The sequence below is a fragment of the Mesorhizobium sp. M7A.F.Ca.US.007.01.2.1 genome (assembly GCF_003998165.1).
GTDB classification, from domain to species: domain Bacteria; phylum Pseudomonadota; class Alphaproteobacteria; order Rhizobiales; family Rhizobiaceae; genus Mesorhizobium; species Mesorhizobium ciceri.
The window spans coordinates 1-3,254 of sequence record NZ_RZQP01000388.1 but is presented as its reverse complement, the minus strand read 5'-3'; the positions used below and the strand labels follow the sequence as shown (position 1 = coordinate 3,254).

General features: G+C 62.1%; 3 protein-coding genes. 1 reads left to right on the top strand and 2 read right to left on the bottom strand.

Annotation, left to right across the window (positions count from 1 at the left end; all coding sequences use genetic code 11):
* Both EN949_RS34105 and EN949_RS34100 read right to left on the bottom strand, forming a co-directional pair.
* Nucleotides 1-1,178: Xaa-Pro peptidase family protein (locus EN949_RS34105; RefSeq protein ID WP_140736587.1), on the bottom strand; the 1,178-nt coding region annotated here is incomplete at its 3' end.
* Between the two features lie 62 nt (nucleotides 1,179-1,240).
* Complete coding sequence (locus EN949_RS34100) at nucleotides 1,241-1,462, bottom strand: hypothetical protein (protein WP_127224205.1); 222 nt, start codon at nucleotides 1,460-1,462, stop codon at nucleotides 1,241-1,243.
* 90 nt (nucleotides 1,463-1,552) lie between these two features.
* Between EN949_RS34100 and EN949_RS34095 the strand changes: the two genes are divergently transcribed.
* Entirely contained in the window at nucleotides 1,553-3,163 is a 1,611-nt protein-coding gene (locus EN949_RS34095; RefSeq protein WP_127365904.1) for an ABC transporter substrate-binding protein, read from the top strand.
* The last annotated feature ends 91 nt before the right edge of the window (nucleotides 3,164-3,254 follow it).

The window sequence follows — 3,254 nt, the reverse complement described above, 5'->3', positions numbered from 1 at the left end:
CCCCTGTTCCACCCCCGGCCCCGATCACCGAACATCACGTATCCGCTCTCCGTCACCGCCAGCGTGTCTTCCAGCTTGATGAAGCCCCGTGTCGGGTGAAGCATGGTCGTCTCCACCGACAGCACCATGTTCTTCTCCAGCGGTTTGGCCGCATAGGTGCCTTCATAGGTCACCGGGTGGTTGGTCATCAGGAACGGCGCCTCGTGCGTGATCAGCCCCATGCCATGGGCGAAGAAATCCGTGTAGGGCGCGACCTTCGAAGCCTTCAGCACGCCCTCGGCATGCGAAATCATGTCGCCGCCCAGCGTGCCCGCTTTGACTTTTGAAAAGGCCGCCTGCTGCACCGTCTCGACCTCGGCCAGCAGATCTTCCAGCTCGGCATCCGGTTCGCCGAGAATGCCCATCCGGCAGAGGTCGCCTATATAGCCGTGATAATTGCCGCCGGAATCGATTGACAGCACCTCGCCTTTTTTCCACGCCTGCGGTGAAGCGGCGCGGTTGTGGCTGGCACCCAGCGTCAGCAGGCAATATTCGAAATGGATGCCGCGATTGGTTTCCTCGCGCCGCAGCTGCTCGATGATCTCGCTTTTAGTCGTGCCTTCACGCGCCCAGGCAATGGTCGCCAGCATGGAATCGGTGATCAGTTCGGAGGCCGTGCGCAGCTTCTCCAGCTCCGCATCGGTCTTGATGGCGCGCATGCGCTCCAGCATGTCGGTCGCATCGATCAGCCTGGCATCCGGCAACGCCTTGCGGATCAGCGTATAGGCGTCCGATGGCAGGAAGCCAGGCTCGATGCCGATGCGCGCGCCGGCCTTGCCGATCTTCTGCAGGTGCTCGACCGCAAGGTTGGCGGCGTCGAGCGTGCCCCAGCAGGCGGCGTGCAGCGTCGGCGTCCAGAACGGATTGTTCTGGTGCTCGCCGCCCTCCATGCGGTTGCCGATATAGGCGGCATGGTCCGGCCCGCCCTTTTCGTACACGACGATCGGCAGGTACCGGCTGTGGCCGATCGCATCCATGGCGGCGAAGAAGATGAACTTGTAACCGCCCAGCAGGTATTGCGTGTTGTGCTTGGAGGTGGCGAGCAGCACATCGATGCCGGCCTCCTCCATCAGCCGGTCGACCCTTGCCTGGTCGAACGGGATATTGCCGACGGCATTCTTGCCCGGAGCAATGTTCATCTCTCTCTCCCTGAATTGCCTGGGACCGCCGGCCGTTCCGCTCGCGATCCCCTGGCCATGACTCAAATCTGCACCATTTTGCCCGTTCTGGTCCAGCCAGAAATAGGGCAAACAGCACCGTTCCATGTCATCATACCTTTGTCCGTCGCATATCCCATCAATTTGGTCCTACCAGATTGACGTGATAGAAGCGCATATTCCAAACTGGTCCAGCGGACGAAAATTTCAAAGCCAAGCGAGGATGCGCCAATTCCGTCTCTGGCGAAACCCTCGGCAAGGCTCATAATCGCCGCCGCAAGGATGCTGGCGGGCTTGCCGGCGTTCGAGGGGTATTGGCGCGCCCAACCGGGTCGCGGAGAGGACGGAGTTCGATCATGTCAGGTTTCACGATTTCCAGGCGCACGATGCTTTCCGGCTCGGCAATGCTGCTGGCCTCCACCGCCATGCCGACACCGGGCTGGGCGCAGACGCCGAAGAAGGGCGGGCGGCTTGTGCTTGCCGCCGATTCCGAACCGCGCAACCTCAACCCGGCGATCGTCGCTTCCAACGGCGTCTTCTTCATCTCCAGCAAGATCGTCGAAACGCTGGCCGAAGCCTCCTACGACGGCAAGGACGGACTCGCGCCAAGGCTGGCGCTGAGCTGGGAGGGTGCCGCCGACGGGCTCTCGGTGACGTTCAAACTGCGCGACGGCGTCAAATGGCATGACGGCAAGCCGTTCACCTCCGCCGACGTCGCCTTCTCGGCGCTGCAGATCTGGAAGCCGCTGCAGAACCTCGGCCGCACCGTGTTCAAGGACCTGGCCAGCGTCGAGACCCCCGACGATCTCACCGGTGTGTTCAAATTCGCCAAGCCGACGCCGTTCCAGCTGATCCGCAACGCGCTGCCGGCGCTGAGCAGCGTGGTGCCGAAGCACATCTACGAGGTCGGCAAGATCGAGGACAACCCGGCCAACAACGCGCCCATCGGCACCGGACCGTTCAAATTCGGCGAGTACAAGGCCGGCCAGTATTACCGGCTGACCAAAAACACCGACTACTGGGGCAAGGACGAGCCCTATCTCGATGAGATCATCTATCAGGTGCTGCCGGATCGCACGTCCGCGGCCAGCGCGCTGGAGGCCGGAGAGATCCAGCTGGCGGCCTTTTCCGCCGTGCCGCTGGCCGACCTCGACCGCATCTCGAAAGTGCCGGGGCTGAAAGTGATCACCAAGGGTTACGAAGGGCTGACCTATCAACTCGTCGTCGAGATCAATCATCGCCGCAAGGAACTGGCCGACGTCAAAGTGCGGCAGGCGATCGCACATGCCATCGACAAGGATTTCGTCGTCAAGACGGTGTTCCTCGGCTATGCCGCGACAGCCACCGGCCCGGTGCCGAAGAACGATCCACAATTCTACACCGCCGATGTGCCGACCTATGCCTTCGACGTCGCCAAGGCCAACGCGCTGCTCGACGAAGCCGGCTACAAGAAAGGCCCGGACGGCAAGCGCTTCACGCTGAAACTGCTGCCTGCGCCCTATTTCAACGAGACAAAACAGTTCGGCGACTATCTGCGCCAGGCGCTCGCCGCCATCGGCATCGACGCTGAGCTGGTCAACAACGACTCGGCCGCGCACATCAAGGCGGTCTACACCGACCACGCCTTCGATCTCGCGGTCGGTCCGCCGGTGTTCCGCGGCGATCCGGCGATCTCGACCACCATCCTGGTGCAGAGCGGCATTCCCGACGGCGTGCCGTTCTCCAACCAGGGCGGCTACAAGAACGATGCGCTCGATGCGCTCATCGCCAAGGCATCGGAGACGCTCGACGCATCAGCCCGCACCGACCTCTACAAGGAGTTCCAGAAGGAGGTCGCAGCCGACCTGCCGCTGATCAACGTCGCCGAATGGAGTTTCATCAGCGTCGCGCGAGACACAGTCGGCAACATCGCCAACAACCCGCGCTGGGCGGTGTCGAACTGGGCGGACACGTATTTGGAATCGTGACAGAATTGCGCGGATGAAAATTCGCGAAATCATCGTAGGCGTTGAGTTCTACGAGGCCCCCCTCTGTCCTACCGGACATCTCCCCCTCAAG

Coding starts and splice junctions, on each gene's coding strand:
- EN949_RS34095 (WP_127365904.1), top strand. CDS start 1,553: ATGTCAGGTTTCACGATTTCCAGGCGCACGATGCTTTCCGGCTCGGCA.
- EN949_RS34100 (WP_127224205.1), bottom strand. CDS start 1,462: ATGAGCCTTGCCGAGGGTTTCGCCAGAGACGGAATTGGCGCATCCTCG.